A 19,269-nucleotide genomic window follows, 5' to 3' on the forward strand; every position below is an offset into this window, starting at 1 on the left:
GAACTTGCATCTATTGCCCCAGAGAGCCTCTCTAAAGTTGAAAGAGCTGCACGCTTTTTGTTTCTCCAACGTTGTGTGATGTATGGGAAAAAAGATTACGCATCATTTAGCTTTGGCAAAAAGAGAACGGTTAGTTTTAATCCCGAGAAGCTTTTATCAAGGATGAGGCGTGTCAGACAGAAGCTTCTAGATACAACTATCTTAAACTTATCGTGGGAGCGGGTTGTGGAGATATTTGATGCACCCGATAGTTTGTTTTATTTAGACCCACCATATTTTCTGAAGAAAAAGTATTACAGTTCTGGAAACTTTGATGAAAATTATTTTGAGAGCATGGCAAAAATTCTCAAAGGTGTCGAAGGCAAATTTATCTTGAGTCTGAATGATTGTGATGCTGTAAAAGAGATCTTTAAAGATTTTGACTTTTTAGAAGTAGAGACCCTCTGGGTATGTGGTATGGCAAAAAAAACACCTCGAAAAGAAGTGCTGATTCACAATAATTGAGAGCTACATTGAGAATCCTATTCCCTCGTTTTTATTCTAACAACCCTCACCTTTAAAAAAGATATATAATTACAGTAAGTTACATAGATAAAAAAGAAGGTTTATCACTCACATGTAGAGGTATAAATAACGGAATAGATTTTATTTTTATTATGCACATTTACAGCTCTTATAGGTAAATTAAATAATTTTTAACTATATCATATTTGTCAATAAGTTATACAGTTTTTTGATTTTTTTATCTTAAGTAGAAAGTTTTATGAAATAAGTGTAATATATTGAGTTTTAGGTGTTTTGCAGAAGTCTTATTATACTCTATGAGCTGATAGAGTTAAACTCTTTACAATAATGATTTATGTTGATAGGGACTTTAAATTGTTGCTCTGTTTATACCATAGCGATTTTGGGGTGGAGGCGTCAGAGGTTGTTTTTCTGCTTTGCATTTTATTGATCAACTTTGATGGATCATGTATAAAAAGTGTGATTTCTACTGTGAAGAGGGGTTTTGCTTTTTCTTATGCTATCAATGGAAAAAGCAGCGGAGGATTGTGGCAAAGTGTGTGTAAAGGAAAGATGCTTCATGGATTCAATTTTTGTATGTGAAGCATAGAGAATAGAATTTTATTTATAAAAAAAATAATAGAAATTTAAGTTCATAAGGTAAGATAATAACACTTTTAATCATTATTATTTATCTATATAAGAAAAAGATATCATTATATTTTTATTTTCAATTAAATATTAATTAATCTCTAACTTTAAAATTGTGATTTTATTTATGAATCGTAAATATACATTACCATTTCTTATACTTATTGTGTGTTTGTCGACCGGAGGTTTGATTTCTACAGATATTTTTCTTCCGGCACTTGGAGAAATGCGCCAATATTACCAAGTTACTGAATCGCGGATTCAGAGTGCGGTGGCGATTTTTTTGTTTGCTTTGGCACTTGGACAGCTCATTTATGGACCATTGAGTGATAATTTTGGGCGTAAAAAAACACTTCTCTTTGGTTTGTTTCTATGGTTGTTTACCACGATAAGTGTAATTTATACGGTTAATATTCACGCTTTTCTTGCTTTGCGTTTTTTACAAGGTCTTGGAGCTTGTGCCGGCATTGTTTTAAGCCGTGCGATTATCAATGATTTATTGGAAAAAAAAGCAGCAGGCAAACTTTACTTAATTGTTTTTCCCTTTATTGGTATGTCGCCAGCACTCGCCCCTTTAGTGGGAGGGATATTGTTACAAGCTTTTCATTGGCAAGCTACTTTTATCTTTTTAAGTGTTTTTATATTTTTGACTATTTTGCTTTGTTATTTTGTGCTCACTGAGACCTTGCCTGTTCAAAAACGTCACCGTTTTTCTCTTATGGGATTTATGAAGGGATGTTTAGGGGTTCTTAGAAATAAACAATTTGTTTTCTATGCACTTATTCCGTGTTTTTCTTATGCGGCCTATTTTGCTTATATTGTGGAATCGCCTTTTTTGCTCACGACTTTGGGATTGCCTCCAATCTATATTGGTTATAGCTATATTGGTGTGTCATTACCCTATATTTTGGGAAATTTTACAGCGCGATGGTTTTTTAAACGCGAGTCTATGGAAAAAACTGTCTGGCGTGGGTATATTATTTTTGCGATAGGAGGGGGGCTGTTTGCTTTGCAAATGTATGTAAGCCCATGGCCATTGGTAACGAGTTTTGTTGCTATCGCTGTTCTTACTTTTGCGAATGGTTTTTTATTGCCGCTAGGGACAGCATTGGCCATTTCTTCACATCCGCAGGCTGTTGGAGCTGCTTCTGGTGTGATGGGAGCTTTACAATTAGGCAGTGCTGCGTTAAGTGCTGCGGTTATTGGAAAGATATCTGGGCACAATCCACAGACTATGGCAGTTTTATTGGCTGCCTGCTGTCTGCTGGGATTTATAATTTATATCTGCAAAGCGCATGATTTTATGCATTCGGAAATGGATTGAGTGAGATCAGAAAAAAAGCATCATGGGGCAATGTTATGTGTTGTTTTACTGGAATAGAAATTGTTGTGGCTGACAGTAAGTTTTCATGAAGGTGATTGCATTGAGCGTGCTTAAAATTTATCGTAGTTTTGTTTCATTTTACTATAATTGTTATGCTGAGTGATTGTTTTTTTTGGGGGGGATGCATGATAGAGTTTGGATATGTCTTTGTTTTCATGTTGTCTGCAGTGAGGAAAATTTTTGCTACATATCTTTTGAAATAACGGCTGTGGGAAATAGCGGGGAATAAATCAATGAGCTTTCGTGTTGTTATTCTCTCACCTGTGATGCCAATTTGGGATCATGGTGTTTTTTGTTCATCATTTACAAAGCTATGTTTGGCAAAAGGATGCCAAATGACTCTCCTTGATACCCTCTCTCTTTTTCCGAGTAACTCTCCTGTTTGTAAGAATTTTTCTATAGACATTTTGCCTTTTATTACCGAGAAACTTGAAAACCATTTTACAGAGCCTTCAGTGCTTGTGGGTTTTTCTATGGCTGGAATGTTAGTTCAAATATTGGCTGCAAGACTGCCAAATGTTCGCGCTGTGCTTGCTGTAAATGCACCAGGTTATCCAGATGAGCTTTTACAACGGCGACTTGGATGTATTCTTGATTTTTTAAAAAATCAAGATTTGTCTGGAGCGTTAGAAGCACTCAATATTTTGATGCATCCTTGTGGAGTTTTGAAAAAAAGAGTTTTACGTGAGATCCCTGATGCACAGAGAAACATGGCAATTGAGCGTATGACGAGAGGATTTCAGTTCTTGCTAGAGCTGGATGCTAGAAATGAGATTGTCAAATATACTGGGAAGTTTTTGGCTTTGGTTGGTGAAAAGTCTAAACTTGCAACCATAGATAATCAGACGAGAAGTCATTGTATTCATCATGAATATAAGGTCATTCCTGATGCTGGTACGCGTCTATGGGATGATAATCCTGTTATGACCAATACAATTATTGATGAATGGATGAATGGATTATGAAGAAAAAGAAAGTTCTTGTATTGCCTGGTGACGGGGTAGGACCAGAGATTTGTGATGCAGCACTGATGGTTTTAGGGCAATTCAAATTGCCAATCGAATTCACTTATGGCGATATTGGTTGGCAATGGCACAAACAGGGTGGAGATTTTGTTCCTCAAGAAACTTGGCAAAAAGTTTCTGAAAGTGATGCACTTTTACTTGGGACTATGGACTGTGAAGAAAAAGAAGCTGCTTTAAAAGAGTTTGTAGAACCTTTAAAAGCAAATAAACTTTCTGATGTTTCTCCTCTTGTTTCGTTGCGCAAAAAGTTCGATCTCTTCGCAAATATACGACCGATTAGATACATTGTGGGGACGAAAAAGCCTTTTCATTTTTGTGTTATCAGCGATAATAGCGAAGGTCTTTATGCAGGACTCAATTTTCGCGGAATAACTCCTGAAAAAGCTGCATGGTTGAAACACCAAAATTTGGAAAAATATGGTCCTGAAGAGGCAGCGTGGGTGGTGCATTTACAAACACGCTTTGGTTTAGAGCGGGTGCTTGAATATGCTTTTTCTTATGCACGAGCACATGGGTTTAAGCGGGTTACTTTTGCTGATAAGCCAAATATTATGGGGAAAAGTGGTCAATTTGCTCAAGAAATTTTTGAGAAAATCGCGCAAAATTATCCGGAAATAGAAGCAGAGATTCACGATGTGAATACGGTTGCTTTATGGATAGCAACAAAGCCAGAGCGTTTTGGCGTGATTGTTGCTGAAAGTATGTTTGGTGATATTCTTTCTAATTGTTCCGCTGGAGTAATGGGTGGACTAGAACTTTCACCTAGTGCAAGTGTGGGAAGCGATATTGCCTGTTTTAAACCTGCTCATGGTAGTGCACCGCATATTGCTGGACAGAACAGAGCAAATCCTTCTGCTATGCTCTATGCTACTGCTTTACTTTTGGATTATTTGGGCTTTCAGGATGCAGCATGGCAATTGTCTGAGAGTATTGATCAGGTTATTCGTTCTGGAAAAATTGTGACCTATGATTTAGGAGGGGAAGCCTCTACCCGTCAAATGGTACACGCTGTTCTCAATTCTCTTGAAAATCCTGTTTCTGTTTGTCGAGCGGCAGTTATTACGGTTGGTGATGAACTCCTTTCAGGGCAATATTTGAATACGAATTTGCAGGATTTGAGTCAAAGCTTGGAAAAGAGGAACATTCAAGTAACACGCCATTTTGTTTGCGCTGATCAATTACAGCAAATATGCGAAACTGTGGTTGCTTGTTTGGGGCAAGAAGATCTCATCATTATCAGTGGGGGACTAGGACCAACATCTGACGATAAAACACGTGATGCGGTGGCTAAAGCTGTGAGACAGCCTTTGATTCATCATGAAGATGTTTGGCAGACAATAAAAGCTCAGTTGGAGCGGTTAGGAATTATACCGGATAGTCATAATGCGCGTCAAGCATTGTTTCCGCAGACGGCAAAAGTGCTTGATAATCCTACGGGTACAGCTCCTGGTTTTTACCTTTCTTGTGATGGAAGTTGTCTTGTGGTGTTGCCTGGTCCACCTACACAAGCTCTTGCCCTTTTAGAAGATTATTTACAACATGATGAGACGAAATATTCTCCTGTATCGCGTGCGCAATATGCATGGACTTTGATTGGAATTGACGAAAGTACTCTTGCGCATTGGGTTGATGATCATTTTGAAAATGAACCATTTGAACGGCATTTTTTATGGAAAAGTCCTTATGTTCTTGTACAATTGGTTGGTCAGTCATCAACGCCTTTGGCGGAGCATTTGATTGAAGAATTTGAAAATCATTTTCGCCCATATTTGGTTGGGGCAGAAATTACCACGGCTTACAAACAATTAGCCATGCACGCAGAAGTTCGTTGGTTAGCAAATGATCTTCACCTTTTAAAGTATTTTCAGCCGATAGAAAAAAGTGCAAAAAATGTTCCGCAGCTAGAGGTTGAGGTTAGCTTATCACCTCCTTTGGAGATATTAGAAAATCAAAAAGAAAGCCTTGGATATGCTACAATGACTGTACGGATAAAAAACTATGGTGATGATCATGTTTCTTTTCCTTATACACGACCACTTTTAGGAGCTGTCTTACAGGAATATGCAGCTTGGTTGGTTTTAAAAAGATATTTGCAAAGGGAGAAAAGCAAATAATACTTTGTAGAGACGGAGCACAATAATTTCCAAATCATTTTGCTGTTGTATGGGGTTAAGACAGTATTATTTTGATACTTTAAAAATATTTGTTTTGGCAAACAGTTTTCTTTGATAGCAGATGGTGGCTAAATGGTATTAAAGACTTGAGAAATATTTTCTTTTAAACGTTTTTACAGAAAAATTTTCCTATAATCGCTCAGATTTTGTGCAGAAAATTGCTGAGGGTAAAATCCACAAATCTCTTTTTCATCACAAATATTTATATCATTTTTGGGTAAGATCCTGTGTATAGGTGCATTGGGATTTTTATGGCATGATGAAATTTCATTATTTTTCCAGAGTATTTGTATTTGGTTTAGGAAAAGCTTTTTGGCGCGTGTTATTTGAGAGATAAAGATATATTGAAAACTATAGGAAAGATTTCTTTATCACAAAGGCGATCGCTTGATTATTTATCACTATACAGAAAAATTTTCTCAATTTTATTGAAAAATGTGCAAGCAAAGAGGAGTTCATCAAAAAGTGGCGTTGTTCATGTGGCTGCCTGTAAATTGACACAAAAATTTCATAATATTTTTGCATTATCAGGTGGTGATGAAGCACAGTGTTGCGTGTGCGGTGTATTTTCCAAGTGTTCATTGATGAGTGGTTTTCAGACATTTTAGAGAGTCGATATCTGATATAATGGCTTGAGAATGTTTTGAGGGTTGCATCGTTCATTGTGTATAAAGGATTTGGAAGTGCGGGTTCATTAGGGAGCAAGAGCTTTGATGTTTTCTCGTGAGGCAAATTTTAAGCTAGGTAGTGGGATATCTTACAAAAAGTCACCATAACGCTGCTTTTCGGTATTTCTGTTCTAACACGCGATGCTATTCGTGGATGAAATAAAAAGGAAGGATTTCTATGTATCAGATTGATTACAACAGTTATCGTTCTATCAAGAGCTTTAATCGTCGCGTTCGTTTTCTTGTCATGCATTATACTTCACTTGATTTTAAAGAGTCAGTAATGGCTCTTACAGGGGAAGATGTGAGTGCTCATTATCTTGTTCCTGATCCAACAGAGAAGAGCTATATTGAGGCAGGATTTAAGGATATGCGTATTTTTAATCTGGTTGATGAAAACGAACGTGCATGGCATGCGGGGGTGAGTTCATGGGCTGGACGTAGTAATTTAAATGATACATCCATTGGAATTGAAATAGTGAATTTGGCGAATGACCATTCTGATTCTTCAGAGCAAACCTATGTTGAAGCGCCTTTAAAGGATGTGCGTGTTTTAAATCCGGTTAATAAAGATGAATGTAAGTTGCAGGTTGATGTTGGTTTGCGGGCTGGGGGCAGTGGTATGGGTGGGACAGCTTTGCAGCTTGAGACAGTGAATTTAGAGATTGATAATTACGAGCGCGTTGTCTTTCCTCCTTATAATCCAAAGCAAATTGATGCAGTTAAGGAGCTTGCATTCAATATTCTTCAAAGATATCCAGATATCATGCCAACCGATGTTGTTGGACACAGTGATATTGCTATTGGACGAAAGTGTGATCCAGGAGCTGCTTTCCCATGGAAGGAGCTTCATTTGGCTGGTATAGGGGCTTGGTATGATGAGGAAAGAAAAGATTACTATCAGAAGAAGTTCTATAAGAGTTTGCCGCTTAAAACAGATGTTTTGGCTAAACTAAAATGTTATGGATATGATATTTCGGTTGCATGTAGTGAAATGGGATATAAGAATTTGATCCGAGCATTTCAGCTTCATTTTCATCAGAAAAATTATGATGGAATTCTGGATATTGAAACAGCTGCGATTGTCTATGCGTTGGTAGATAAATATTTTCCGTCGAATTGATTCAATACATTTTCATATCAGTATAAAATTACGATAATAGATGGTTATGAAGTTCTTTGCTGCTTTTTGCCAATTAGAGTTGTGTGAAAAAAAGACATTTATGAGGTGAGAACAATATGGTATGTAAAGGCTGTTTTCGAAAATGAGTAGAAAAAACTCTCACCCTTGCAGGGGTAAGCTTTGAAGTTGTGTTTCTTTATCATATTCTACGTGAAGCAAGATACGTAAAATTAAATGCCGTGCACAGCGTGGTATAAATATGGTGATGCTTCATGATTTACCATTATACTATTATTCACAAACGCTATCGTGAAATGAGCTTTGGAGAGTTGAGAGATCTCTCGTTAAAATAAGTCCGTGAATATGTATGGACGTACTTTCCCTTATAGTGAAAAACAATCTTTACGGTAGAAAATTTTATTGACAGAGCTGCCTCACAAGCTTAGACGAGTTTTATAGCCCAGATGGCGGAATTGGTAGACGCGCAGGTTTCAGGTACCTGTGCCGCAAGGCGTGGAGGTTCGAGTCCTCTTTTGGGCACCATTCTCTTTTGCTGTGATATAACTAGTTGATTTTACGTATTTTTTTAAACTTGACGGATATCCGAATAAAAGTGAGAAAATAGGATTTTCCAAGTGATTTTTATAATCTGTTTTAGATTGCACCTTTTTCTTTATATATTTTCAGCCCCTTTAAACATCCAAGTTCTTTGCACTATCCAAAAATAAAACTTTCTAAATTTTCTCCTTACCACATCACAATCCCGAAAGGTTAACACAAATAAGCCTCCAACATTTTTGCAAAGACAAGCAATAAAAAACTGCTATTCAAACTTTATCTTGCAATAAGATGCCCTATAACACCTTAAATTTACCAACCATGTAAATGAAACTTCATGACAAAATTTTTTTTGCTTCCACTCCTTATTTTTTAAGGCAATAAAATATAGCTATGCTCGATTGCAAAAGATAATGATATTGAATAGAAAATACGCATAACTTAAACAAAGTAAAGCATTATGCTAATATGAAAAGCGATTAAAACGCAAATGTTAGAAAATAGCAAAATGATGGTATAAATATTTTTATGCATAAAATTGAAATAATATTAAAATAAAAAATATATTATAATTATATACAATAATAAATGTATAATTAAACATTTTAAAGAAAAACTGTATTTATTTTATAAAATAAATATAGTTAAATTTGTATTATTTAAAATTAATACTTTTTCTAACGTACCAATGAAAGATAGTAAAAATTAAAAAGAAAAAACAGGGACTATAGAGTTTTAAAATAATAAGAATAGCTCTTTTTTTGGTATCGGTTTTAAAAAAATGGATTTGATAAATAAGGGGGGTATCAATGAAATAGCAATATATGGGGGAAACGCCCTTGTTCTCCCGTAATAATAATATGATTTCTGCTATCTGCTAAAAACATTTTTTTATTAACGACAGCAAAAACTGAGAGAATTTGCTACTCTTCACAGTATAGTGAATGAAAACAACAATGAACAGACCACGTATCCTTGCTTTCACCTATGGATCCTATAATGCCGTACGAATGCTGATTGGTGTCTACCATGCGATTTTTTAATGTCTATGGGCGTGAGTTTGGCGTAATTGGCTCTACTTCAAGTTGCCTTTTCCCTAAACATTCTCCTTCTTGATTTTCCCTATGCTGTTCTCTTAGACAAATATCGACGTAAATATTCTGTTATGGCGTGGGGCATCATGACAGGCACATTTTATCTGCTCTGCCTTAAAGCCCCTAATATAACAATCCTTATTATTGCACAAATCCTCTATTCCGCAGGAATTTGCCTCATTGCAAGTGCCATTGATGGATGGATTTTCTACTCACTGGGCAACAAAAAAGATCGCTTTTCGCCATTATGCCCATCTCTATCATCAAATCAATTCGTTCGGTAGCATTCTCAGCGGTATGATAGGAATTGGAACATTATACTACTCTGGGCAATATTTTATGGGAATATATTATCTCATACCTCATGATGAGCATTATCTGTTTAATATTCCTTCTTGTTCCTGAAAAAACAAAATCAGCGCCTGAAAAATACAAAACAATAACAATCTTCCACCATGCCAAAGAAACGCTGTGGATCTTCTAAAATACCATTGGAGGGGCATGGTTTATGTTCCTCATGTGCCTTTTCAGTGCTGGCATTCAAATTATTTATCATTTTTGGCAACCAATAATACTTTCAACGAGCAAAATCGATCATCTTACCAGCACTCAGATGCTCACACTGATGTTCTGCTATGTAGCAGCTTTTTCAGCACAATATTTTTCAAATCTACTGATGTCTAAATATCATGTATTAGATAACAAATACAGAAATTCTGTGAAATATTTTTCATTCTTCTCTGCCCTGATATGCGTAGTACTTTATTTTAGTTCATGGCAATCAAATCGCTATAGCAATTATTGCATTTTCATTAATCCATGGTTTTATTTGCACCGTGCCAATCGGCGCAAAGAGTCTATTTTTTCAGAGCTTAACCCAAAACAAACTCAGCACATTTCCGGTGTTATTGGCACAGTATCTTTTTGTGGACGAATATTTTCAATTGCAGTATTAAGCATTATCTCTTTTCTTTCTGCAAAAATGTCACCGTCTTATTATCTTATATTACCGACCGTCACCTTTTTCATGTGTGGTTTAGTCGTCATGAGATGTGATACACTCCCGCAAAGCGCTACAAGCAGAAAATTATATCATGCCTTCCCCAAATGATATCTTTTAATATGCACACTATATTGATTTATAATTCATTATTTTAGATAGAGACTCTCATAGCGTAAGATTATCTTCATTCAAATCTGTTTATATTGAATCATCTAAAACACTCGTCCGCTCCTCACAAATGAGATGAGCATATGGATAAAAGACCTTTCAGAAAAGAATAACAATGCCGCTTATGAATCATCTCAAATGCCAAGAGATATCGCGACATTGGAGGTTAGCAAATAACATAATGAAGCGGGCTTTCTTCTTCATAAATGCAAAGACAGTTGTGCATAGTGGCTTTATCGCTATACCATTCATGAATGGCACTAGAAAATAAGCCTGAGCACCTTGAGAAATGTTTTTTTAAACAAGTACGTAAATTGATGATATTATGGTGTTCTGCTTTACGTAAGCAGATGTCATTCCGTTCATGAAATACAAAGCGAGTGAAGAATCTTCTGAAAAATCACGATCTTATGACAACTGATGAGAGGGAAGAATTTATCCTAAAAGGGCAGGGAGAAGATCATTCGAGTGAGATGTGCAAGATTTTTGGCGGCCCTTATTGCACTTTATAATTTATTTGTTTGGAGTATTTTTATAGTAGAAAATAGCTTTTTTGAGAAATAGTGGTAAAAATATCATGAAAGAGTGTGGTGATTATTATTGCTCGTTAAAAAAATAAAAACTGGCAATATACATTGCCAGTTTTTTTAAAGCGTAGTCCAATAGGATTAGAATGAACGCTGTAAGCGGAGCATACCTTGGAAAGCATTTTTGCCATTCAAAGCATGGGTATATTTTGTATCGTTATTTATGCCTTTTAAAGTACGATCATCATTCCAAGAGACATAAGTAAGTTCAGGTGTAATCACAAAGCCTGGAACGAGCGTGTAGGCAATATTGACAGAAGTTGCAAAGGTTTTTACAGCGCTATAAGAAACTTGAGCATTTAAATTTGCTTTTGGAGTGAGTTTGTAAGTCGCACCAGCCCAAGCAGCCCATTTTCCTCCCCAGTTTGCGTAGACCGTTGTATTTTGTCGCGATAGCGTATTATTTTCATCCACTAAATAGTAATCAACGCTGTTTTTATAGCCAGCCATTGCCCATAAATTGAAACGATCATTGACATTGAAATCTACGCGTACCTTACCTGCCCACTTTTTATAGTAAGAATCATAAGCAGCAACAGCTGAAAAACCACCCCATTTTTGCATAAACTTCACACCAAAAACCAGATTAGGGGTGTAATTTTTTATTCCTTTGCTTGGTGGAAGATAATCACCAGAAACGGGAGCAACTTTGTCATCTTTATCGATGTAGTAGTAAATTGGATTCGTTGTATCATCTGGATAAGCGAATGAAGCGTTGCCTAATTCAGCTCCGATAATCGCAGAAAAGCCACTGTCACCACTAAAGGTGTAAGAAATAAAATTCGTACGTGTTACACCCGCTGGTGCTATGCTGTCATCATTTATGACATTTCCATAACCACCGGTCCAGCTGTTGAAAATTGTATCATCAAGACCTACGCGAAAACCACCAAGTTCAATGTAAGCTGCAGCAAGCTTAGCACCATCCTTGTTTCTACCGTTGCTCCAGTTTGAAGAGATGCGTGCATATGAACGAAGTGTTCCCATTTCTGTTTCAGAAGCAGTCTGAAAAACAAGGGTTAATTGTGATGTTGCGCTATAGGTTTTTCTTTTGGCAGCTAGTTCAGCATTTGTTGTGGCATCAATATTATCACCGCCTAGAAAATCAGCGCGAACATTTCCTGACAAACGCATACAGGTCTCTGTTCCAGGGATATAAAAATAGCCTTTACCATATGCATCACAAACGCGAACATATTCTACAGGCTCTGGTTCTGCAACGACTGTTGAAGCGGCATGCGCTCCAGAAATCGCTAAAAAAGCTGCTGTAGAGCTTAAAAAGAGGGACTTAATATTCATAATGAATCTCCAATGAAAGGTAGTTCAATCTTCGTTAGGGAATATTATTTTCTCGTCTTATATTAAAGACAGAGTAAAATACGCGATACTTATAATTCTTAGCTATACTAATCTTTTTTCAATATACAAATATGAAATTAACTTTTTGAAGGGTATTGATGTACTATTCAAGACAATGTGGCAAAAAAGGCACATATGCATTTTGGTAATTTTTTATCCGATATCATCAATAAAAAGAAAAACTTTAGATATTTTTGAAAAAAATCGAAAATGTCTTGAACTTTCGGTTGATACCATTTATGCACTTCCTTGGAGAGGTGGCCGAGTGGTCGAAGGCGCTCCCCTGCTAAGGGAGTAGGGCTCAAAAGGCTCTCGAGAGTTCGAATCTCTTCCTCTCCGCCATTTTCAATGAAATTAATAAGTTATAAAAAGCTTTGGAAATTTTGTTCCTTTGATTCTTTTAAATTATTTTTCTTTCTCTTCTGAACCATTGTATCTATATTTTCCCCAAGGCGTAACGTGTGTTCTCTGTTTTTCAATCATTTGTGAGCGTTGCTTGCACACCGAGCACAGAACCGTAATCTATTTGCATTTCATGATTATGGGAGTAAAGAAACTGTTACGCTCCTTTTCTTCACGCAATTCTTGAGCACTTTGTTCTTTATGCTTATCGGCACCATCATACTCTTTGCTAGCTCAAAATGTTGCCACAGTTCTTGCCTTAAGACAGTTCATGAGAGGCATTTTTACTCCTTTTTTGAATGTTTTATCTACACGCCAATCTTACTTGCAACGTAAAAGCGAATGAGTTTGATTGATTCAACATGGAACAGGTTTGGAATAAGATAAACTTGGGAGCTTCGGGTTTCTCATTCTCATGAACAATAATATATTGTCTCTTATAAAGGTATAATGTTGTTGATGTCTCTTTTTGTTTTCTTTTGTACTTATCAAATGTGGAAGAGATAAAATTGAAAAAATGTTTAGGGCAGAACTTATGCGTAGGGACTGTGAAATCAATCATATAAGTGCTTGGCAATGGAAATTACCAAGAAAAACCAATCTAATGACAGGTTAACAGGGGATAAGAGTTTTTGTCTTTTAGGGTAAGGAAAAAGTCCAAGAATTTATATCTCAGCTTAAAATGATTGGGTTGAATTCCTTGTGATCACTAAGATTTTAGGAAGCTAAGGAGTGATGATTGTCTTTGAGGCGATTGTTGAGTCAGGATTTAATGTATAAACGATAGGAATGCCAGTTGCTAGTTCTTGAGAGATGATTTCTTCACTGCTTAAACCTTCAAGTGCCATTATTAGAGCACGAAGAGAATTACCGTGTGCTGCCACCAAAACAGTTTGAGAACGCAAAATATGAGGTTGGATATGGTAGAGGTAATAGAGCAAAACGCGTGCACTCGTATCGCGTAGGCTTTCTCCGTTTGGGGGGGCAATCGTATAGGAGCGACGCCATATTTGTACTTGTTCTTCTCCCCATTGTTGGCGTACTTTATCTTTATTTAAACCAGAGAGTTCACCATAATTACGTTCATTTAATGCGGGGTTTTTTATCAGTTCTAAATTTTCTTGTCCCATTTGCTCTAAGATGTAGCGTGCTGTTTTTTGTGCACGCTGTAGGGCAGATGTATAAGCAATATCAAATTTTAAACCAGCGTCTTTAAGTTTTTTTCCTGCTGTTATTGCTTCTGTACAGCCTTTTTCTGTTAAATCGGGGTCTTTCCAACCGGTAAAAAGATTTTTGAGATTCCATTCACTTTGTCCATGACGGATGAGTACAAGTGTGCGTCCCATTATAAATTTCCTGCATTATATTGACTGTTTATAATTCATCATTCAATCCTAAAACATCCAGCATTGAATAAAGACCATTTTTGTGGTTCTTTGCCCATAAAGCTGCTTTTAAGGCACCATTAGCAAAAATAGAGCGTTCTTGTGCTGCATGTGAAAGAACAATACGCTCATTTGCACCAGCGAAAATGACACTATGGTCGCCAACAACAGTTCCACCTCGCGAACAAGAAAAGCCGATAGTGCCTTTTTCACGTTTACCGGTATGACCACTGCGTCCGCTAACACTTACATTTTTGAGCATAACATTGCGACCTTCGGCGGCTGCTTGCCCAAGAAGAAGAGCTGTTCCAGAAGGAGCATCAACTTTGTTAGCGTGATGCATCTCATAAATTTCAATATCAAAATCATCCGCTTCTAATGCTTTGGCTGCTTTTTTTACAAGGTTTGCTAACAGATTGACGCCAAGACTCATATTTCCAGATTTGACAATAGTTGTATCTTTTGCAAAATCTGCAATTTGTCCTTCTTCTGTTTTGTTAAATCCGGTTGTCCCGATAATATGCACAAGTCCTTTTTGAGCTGCATAGTTGGCATAAAGAACACTAGCCTGCGGCTGAGAAAAATCTAAAATACCTTCCGTATTAGAAAAGGCACTTTCAAGATCATCGGTGATGTAAATACCAAGAACATCGGAACCAATCAATATACTCGCATCTTTATTGACGAAAGGTGATCCTGTGCGCACAAGCACCGCACAAAGCTCTACATCTTTTCTCTTCTGGATAGCGGTGATGAGTTCGCGTCCCATTCTTCCATTGGCACCAACAACTGTAAGGCGCATCTTTTTCTCCTTACGACACTTTACTTCTTGTAGTATAGGCAAATTCTTCTCCTCTTTCCAATGGTTCTTTTTCCTCCTAAGGAGAAATTACGCTTCTTGAGCTTTATAAAAAGATTGTTTGTTGAGAGAGACGCATGATAAAAAATATTTTTGCTTTTATTATAGAGTGAATCATGTGGATGTTAAGCAATCGTTTATTTTACAATATCTTTGGCAAAAGACATGTGTCGATATTGTTATTTTATTTGTGTGCTTTCCGGATACTACGGCTCTTGTCTTTAAATATGGGAACTTAAACTCTTCTTTTAAATGATTTTATTCATAGGTTTTTCTCATTTATGGTGTGCAAGCCCCCCTTTTTATCCATTAGCAAATAGAGCTCAAATGAGAGAATATTTTGATTTTGAGCTCTCATGTAAGTTATTAACAATAATCATCTTTATGTATCAATTTATCATTATAGACTCTATAAAATGGTAAGGTTTTATTGATGTAGAGCTCTATGATCTTTGAAGTAGAATATTGTTTTCACTTGCTGGAAAAAGTGCTTAGAAATCAAGGTCCGTATAATGAGGACTTGCTACAATTCCTCGAATGCGGTCTGTTAAAAGAGAGCGAAAAGAAGGTCGCGATTTAATCCGCATATACCAGTCTTTGGCTGCAGGAACTGGTTCCCAGTCAATTTCTCCTAGAAAATCAAGGACAGAAACAGCAGCTGCTGCTGCGAGATCTGCATAGGATAATTCAGAGCCGACTAACCAGTCGCGAGATGCACAGAGCCAATTGAGATAGTTCATATGGGGTGCAATATTGGCACGTGCATTGCGTAAAATTTGAGAATTGGGAGCACCACCGCCAATGGCTAGTGGCATTTCACGTTTATAGATCCTTTCTCGTACAATATGGCGTGTGGCTTCGGTTTCAAATTTATTTAAAAACCAGTCATTGAGACGACGGACTTCGGCACGACCTAAAGGATTTTCTGGAAAGAATTTATTCTCTTGTCGTAAACTACCATGCGTTTCATCTAAATATTCATAGATAACAATGGCGCCTGATAATGGAACTTCATGTTCATCAAGAAGAACGGGCACATGACCTGCTGGATTGAGTGCGAGAAATTCATGTCTTCTGGCCCATTCATGTTCTTCAATGAGTTGCGTGGTTACACCATATTCTCCAAGAATAAGGCGTATAAAGCGGGAGGCAGAAGAAAGAGGAGAATGAAAAAGTGTCAGCATAATCTACAATATCAGATAGAGTTGATGAGAATTCTTTCAAGTAATAAGAATTTTTATAAAGCTGCTTTACTAGAAGTACAAGATTATTAGTAGAAGCCCGCAATTATGTTTAATAAATTCTTAAAAAACAGCAATATTTTCTATACTGTTATGGTTTGTAAAATAGCTGCACGTAATTCCTCCAAACCAAATGCTTTTTCTGAAGATGTTACAAGAAGTTCAGGGTAAGCTGCTGGGCGTTTGAGCAGCTTTGTTTTTGTGGTTATTATTAGTTTTTCAAGGTCGCTTGATTTTATTTTGTCACTTTTCGTGAAAACAATTTGATAAGAAACAGCGGCTTTATCAAGGAGATCTAGAACATCTGCATCATTCTTTTTGATGCCATGGCGTGAATCAATCAACAGATAAACACGTTTTAGTGTTGTACGTCCCTGTAAATAGCGAAAGATTAAATTTGTCCATGCATCAACCAAATTTTTAGGCGCTTCAGCAAAACCATATCCTGGCATATCTACCAGTGCTAGAGGAGGGAGGTCCTCTCCTTGTCCACTGAAACCATCGGGTACAAAGTAATTGAGTTCTTGTGTACGTCCTGGTGTATTTGAGGTGCGGGCTAAGCTTTTTTGTTGGACAAGTGCGTTGATTAAAGACGATTTTCCGACATTGGAACGCCCTGCAAAGGCGATCTCCGGTGGTCCTTCGGGAGGAAGAAAGCTTATTTTTGGCACACCACGAATAAAAATCCAATTGCGAGAAAAAATTCCAGAAAGGCAAGAATCTCTTGTCATTCACGCACTTCTTTTTTGGGTGATTTCCTCCACATAGCTTTAAGATTATCGAAAAGCTCAATTTTGACTCCTTGGCGTTTCATCATGATACCTTGTTGAATTATTGACAATATATTATTCCATGCCCAATAGATAACAAGACCAACGGGGAAGGAGGCGAGCATAAAAGTAAAGATAACCGGCATCCATGCAAAGATTATTGCTTGTGTTTGATCTTGAGGGGATGGATTCATACGCATTTGTAAAAACATTGTTATTCCCATAATCAAAGGCCATGCACCAATCATAAGAAAGCTTGGAGTCGTGTAGGGCAAGAAGCCAAACAGATTAAAAATAGAAGTTGGATCGGGCGCTGCTAAATCTTTAATCCAGCCAAAGAAAGGTGCATGCCGCATTTCGATGGTAATATATAGAACTTTATAGAGCGCAAAGAAGATTGGAAATTGAACCAACATCGGCCAACAGCCAGCAAGAGGATTAATTTTCTCAGTTTTATACAGCTCTATTATTGCTTGTTGCTGTTTGGTTTTATCATCTGGGTACTTTTCTTTTATTTCCAATAGCAAAGGTTGTATAAGCTTCATGCGTGCCATAGATTTGTAAGACTTATTTGCCAGTGGGAAGAGAAGCGTTTTTAACAGCACTGTGACAAGAAGAATGGCGATGCCAAAATTGCCTGTTTGTTTATAAAGAATGTCAATGAGAGAAAACATCGGTTTGGTAATGAAATCAAACCAACCCCAATCGATTAAGAGCGCAAATTTTCTAATTTTTAAATCATTCTGGTAATGATTAATAATTTCAACTTGTTTCGCACCAGCAAAAAGATGATTTGTAATGGTTTTTGTTTCATTGGGGGCAATCGTTAAAAGGGACCCTAGCAAGTCAGATTGATAATGTGTTTGCAAGCGATCAAAATAAATAAAGCGGCTTGTATATTCTTTATCTTGTGGTGGAATAACTGCTACAGCCCAATATTTATCGGTAATACCGATCCAACCTCCTGTTACTTTAGAGAAAGATATACTTTTTTGACCATTATGAGGATTTGGATCAAGCTCAGTTAAGGCTTTGTATTTCTCAGTTTTAAGTGTATCACCTGCAATAGCTATCATACCTTCATGAAGCAAATAGGTTGCATTTGTATGTTCTGGTGGCGCTGCGCGTGCAACACGCGCATAGGACGAGAGATATATTGGTTTATCCCCTTCATTGCTGATAGAATCCACAATGGTAAACATGTAATGATCGTCAATAGAAATCATACGGCGGAAGATTTGTCCCTGTCCATTATTATAAATTAAAGTAACAGGTGTTGAAGGGGTTAGGGTCGTATTGTTGCCCTCTATTTGCCATTGTGTATCGGATTGTGGTAAGGCTCCTGCTGGCAAAGATGAACTGGTAAAACCAAATTCAGCAAGGTAGGTCTTTGTGAATCCTTTGGGATTTAGTAAAGCAATTTCTGGTGATTTTTTATCGACCGTTAGGCGATATTTTTTGAGAAGGAGATCATCAAATTGTGCACCAACAAGATTAATGGAGCCTTCAAGTTCGCTGGTTTTAATAGCAATACGGTTTGTTTTAGCTAACACATCATTGCGCAATTCAGAAGTCATTGGCTGATCAATCATGGGGGGCTGACCAATCGTGGGGGAAGATTGATGCGTTGATGCAGGATCAGAAAAATTTTTAGTAGGCGTAGAAAGCACTGATTGTTGTTTTGACAACTGCTGGGCAATTATTTGTTGTTTTTGTAACTCAGCCTGTTTGGGAATAACATAAAGAAATTGCCATGCGATAAGCACTATGAAAGACAATCCAATGGCGATAAAGAAATTCCGGTTATATTCCATTCGTATATCCCTGTTGTCGTTGCTGATGTTGTGTTTTTGGTTTTATTCGTCGATTTAATTCACGGATCAAAGATGTAAAAGGCGCATGAAGCGCATCAGGGCGCGCAATAATGACATAGTCTGTTCCTGCTTCCATGTTATTTGTTAAACCAATTCTTACAGCTTCACGCAAACGTCTTTTAATACGATTGCGTTTAACAGCATTACCATTTTTGCGCGTAACTGTGAAACCTACACGCGCAACAAGAGGCGTTTTTGTTTCTGCTGCTTGTGTATGGGATTTCACTTCAAGCAAAAATAAAGGACCACGTCGTTTCTCGCCTGTGCGGGCAGCTAAAAAATCTGCTCTCTTACGAAGACGGCATGGATGTTTTTTCTTCATAAAAAACGTTTCGCAATTTTACCAAATGCCTGCTTTTGCAGGCATCGGAGGTTCATAACGAAAATTTCACAACAGTTAAGATGATGAACAATATCCAATTATTGTGAAAATTTAAATG

Annotated in this window: 13 protein-coding genes and 2 tRNA genes; 8 read left to right on the top strand and 7 right to left on the bottom strand. The window is 37.1% G+C overall.

Going from position 1 to position 19,269, the window contains the following annotated elements:
- The 7 genes from PVV68_RS05515 to PVV68_RS10710 all read left to right on the top strand — a co-directional run.
- The coding region (locus tag PVV68_RS05515; RefSeq protein WP_273782715.1) for a DNA adenine methylase at positions 1-504 on the top strand (504 nt) is incomplete at its 5' end.
- A 778-nt stretch (positions 505-1,282) separates the two neighbouring features.
- Entirely contained in the window at positions 1,283-2,479 is a 1,197-nt protein-coding gene (locus tag PVV68_RS05520; RefSeq protein ID WP_273782716.1) for a multidrug effflux MFS transporter, read from the top strand.
- 293 nt (positions 2,480-2,772) lie between these two features.
- Positions 2,773-3,504, top strand: a complete 732-nt coding sequence (locus PVV68_RS05525) for an alpha/beta hydrolase (RefSeq protein ID WP_273782717.1) — start codon at positions 2,773-2,775, stop codon at positions 3,502-3,504.
- Entirely contained in the window at positions 3,501-5,678 is a 2,178-nt protein-coding gene (locus tag PVV68_RS05530; protein WP_273782719.1) for an isocitrate/isopropylmalate family dehydrogenase, read from the top strand. The genes PVV68_RS05525 and PVV68_RS05530 overlap by 4 nt, the downstream gene beginning before the upstream one ends.
- A 906-nt stretch (positions 5,679-6,584) precedes the next feature.
- On the top strand, positions 6,585-7,529 hold the full coding sequence (locus tag PVV68_RS05535) for an N-acetylmuramoyl-L-alanine amidase (RefSeq protein WP_273720941.1): 945 nt from the start codon (positions 6,585-6,587) through the stop codon (positions 7,527-7,529).
- 458 nt (positions 7,530-7,987) lie between these two features.
- Positions 7,988-8,072: transfer RNA gene (locus PVV68_RS05540), tRNA-Leu, on the top strand.
- Positions 8,073-9,156: 1,084 nt separating this feature from the next.
- Positions 9,157-9,465 (top strand): hypothetical protein, encoded by a 309-nt coding sequence (locus PVV68_RS10710; RefSeq protein ID WP_404978435.1) that lies wholly within the window; start codon positions 9,157-9,159, stop codon positions 9,463-9,465.
- A 1,555-nt stretch (positions 9,466-11,020) separates the two neighbouring features.
- Here PVV68_RS10710 and PVV68_RS05550 read toward each other — a convergent pair.
- Positions 11,021-12,238: a porin gene (locus PVV68_RS05550; RefSeq protein ID WP_273720942.1), complete on the bottom strand. Its 1,218-nt coding sequence runs from the start codon at positions 12,236-12,238 to the stop codon at positions 11,021-11,023.
- Between the two features lie 311 nt (positions 12,239-12,549).
- Here PVV68_RS05550 and PVV68_RS05555 point away from each other — a divergent pair.
- Positions 12,550-12,640, top strand: a tRNA-Ser gene (locus tag PVV68_RS05555).
- A gap of 785 nt (positions 12,641-13,425) precedes the next feature.
- Here PVV68_RS05555 and PVV68_RS05560 read toward each other — a convergent pair.
- The 6 genes from PVV68_RS05560 to rnpA form a co-directional block, all read right to left on the bottom strand.
- Positions 13,426-14,046: a 2,3-bisphosphoglycerate-dependent phosphoglycerate mutase gene (locus PVV68_RS05560; protein ID WP_273720943.1), complete on the bottom strand. Its 621-nt coding sequence runs from the start codon at positions 14,044-14,046 to the stop codon at positions 13,426-13,428.
- A 28-nt stretch (positions 14,047-14,074) separates the two neighbouring features.
- Entirely contained in the window at positions 14,075-14,887 is an 813-nt protein-coding gene (dapB, locus tag PVV68_RS05565; RefSeq protein WP_273720944.1) for a 4-hydroxy-tetrahydrodipicolinate reductase, read from the bottom strand.
- A gap of 548 nt (positions 14,888-15,435) precedes the next feature.
- Positions 15,436-16,128 (bottom strand): glutathione S-transferase family protein, encoded by a 693-nt coding sequence (locus tag PVV68_RS05570; RefSeq protein WP_273720945.1) that lies wholly within the window; start codon positions 16,126-16,128, stop codon positions 15,436-15,438.
- 140 nt (positions 16,129-16,268) lie between these two features.
- Positions 16,269-16,916: a ribosome biogenesis GTP-binding protein YihA/YsxC gene (yihA, locus tag PVV68_RS05575; protein WP_273720946.1), complete on the bottom strand. Its 648-nt coding sequence runs from the start codon at positions 16,914-16,916 to the stop codon at positions 16,269-16,271.
- Positions 16,913-18,769: a membrane protein insertase YidC gene (gene yidC / locus PVV68_RS05580; protein WP_273720947.1), complete on the bottom strand. Its 1,857-nt coding sequence runs from the start codon at positions 18,767-18,769 to the stop codon at positions 16,913-16,915. The genes yihA and yidC overlap by 4 nt, the downstream gene beginning before the upstream one ends.
- Positions 18,759-19,151, bottom strand: coding sequence for a ribonuclease P protein component (rnpA, locus tag PVV68_RS05585; protein ID WP_273720948.1), 393 nt, complete (start codon positions 19,149-19,151; stop codon positions 18,759-18,761). The genes yidC and rnpA overlap by 11 nt, the downstream gene beginning before the upstream one ends.
- Positions 19,152-19,269 lie beyond the last annotated feature (118 nt).

The organism is Bartonella sp. ML69XJBT, from assembly GCF_028618515.1.
Lineage (GTDB): Bacteria > Pseudomonadota > Alphaproteobacteria > Rhizobiales > Rhizobiaceae > Bartonella.

Coding starts and splice junctions, on each gene's coding strand:
- PVV68_RS05520 (WP_273782716.1), top strand. CDS start 1,283: ATGAATCGTAAATATACATTACCATTTCTTATACTTATTGTGTGTTTG.
- PVV68_RS05560 (WP_273720943.1), bottom strand. CDS start 14,046: ATGGGACGCACACTTGTACTCATCCGTCATGGACAAAGTGAATGGAAT.
- PVV68_RS05535 (WP_273720941.1), top strand. CDS start 6,585: ATGTATCAGATTGATTACAACAGTTATCGTTCTATCAAGAGCTTTAAT.
- PVV68_RS05525 (WP_273782717.1), top strand. CDS start 2,773: ATGAGCTTTCGTGTTGTTATTCTCTCACCTGTGATGCCAATTTGGGAT.
- yihA (WP_273720946.1), bottom strand. CDS start 16,916: ATGACAAGAGATTCTTGCCTTTCTGGAATTTTTTCTCGCAATTGGATT.
- yidC (WP_273720947.1), bottom strand. CDS start 18,769: ATGGAATATAACCGGAATTTCTTTATCGCCATTGGATTGTCTTTCATA.
- PVV68_RS05570 (WP_273720945.1), bottom strand. CDS start 16,128: ATGCTGACACTTTTTCATTCTCCTCTTTCTTCTGCCTCCCGCTTTATA.
- dapB (WP_273720944.1), bottom strand. CDS start 14,887: ATGCGCCTTACAGTTGTTGGTGCCAATGGAAGAATGGGACGCGAACTC.
- PVV68_RS05550 (WP_273720942.1), bottom strand. CDS start 12,238: ATGAATATTAAGTCCCTCTTTTTAAGCTCTACAGCAGCTTTTTTAGCG.
- rnpA (WP_273720948.1), bottom strand. CDS start 19,151: ATGAAGAAAAAACATCCATGCCGTCTTCGTAAGAGAGCAGATTTTTTA.
- PVV68_RS05530 (WP_273782719.1), top strand. CDS start 3,501: ATGAAGAAAAAGAAAGTTCTTGTATTGCCTGGTGACGGGGTAGGACCA.